The organism is Gilliamella sp. GillExp13 (assembly GCF_001690815.1).
In the GTDB taxonomy this organism is placed as follows: Bacteria; Pseudomonadota; Gammaproteobacteria; order Enterobacterales; family Orbaceae; genus Gilliamella; species Gilliamella bombi.
The window spans coordinates 1-413 of sequence record NZ_LZHJ01000038.1 but is presented as its reverse complement, the minus strand read 5'-3'; the positions used below and the strand labels follow the sequence as shown (position 1 = coordinate 413).

Here is a 413-nt window from a genome sequence, read left to right as displayed (position 1 = left end):
TGTAAGGGTTAAACAACGTTGGCACTACCTTTGTGTAATTGTTGATATCAGTAATCGAGAAATAGTGGGGCGAAGTGCTGGCAGGCATAAAACAGCGGCACTGGTCATGCAAGCTATGAGTCAAATTCCAATGAACTTACAGACGATTGAGTTGTTTCATTCTGACAGAGGAAAAGAGTTTGATAATCATTTGATTGATGAATGTTTAACAGCATTTGGAATTAAACGGTCCTTAAGTCGCAAAGGCTGCCCCTATGATAACGCAATTGCAGAAAGCACATTCAAAGCAGTGAAAACAGAATTTGTGTCAAATACTATTTTTGATTCACTGGCGCAACTTAAATTGGAATTTAATCACTATGTGGATTGGTTTAATTATAATCGACTTCATTCAACATTAAATTACCAGTCGC

General features: G+C 37.3%; 1 protein-coding gene. It reads left to right on the top strand.

Annotated elements, in window-relative coordinates; genetic code table 11:
- On the top strand, window positions 1–413 hold a 413-nt coding region (locus tag A9G37_RS03175; RefSeq protein WP_141671029.1), incomplete at both ends, for an integrase core domain-containing protein.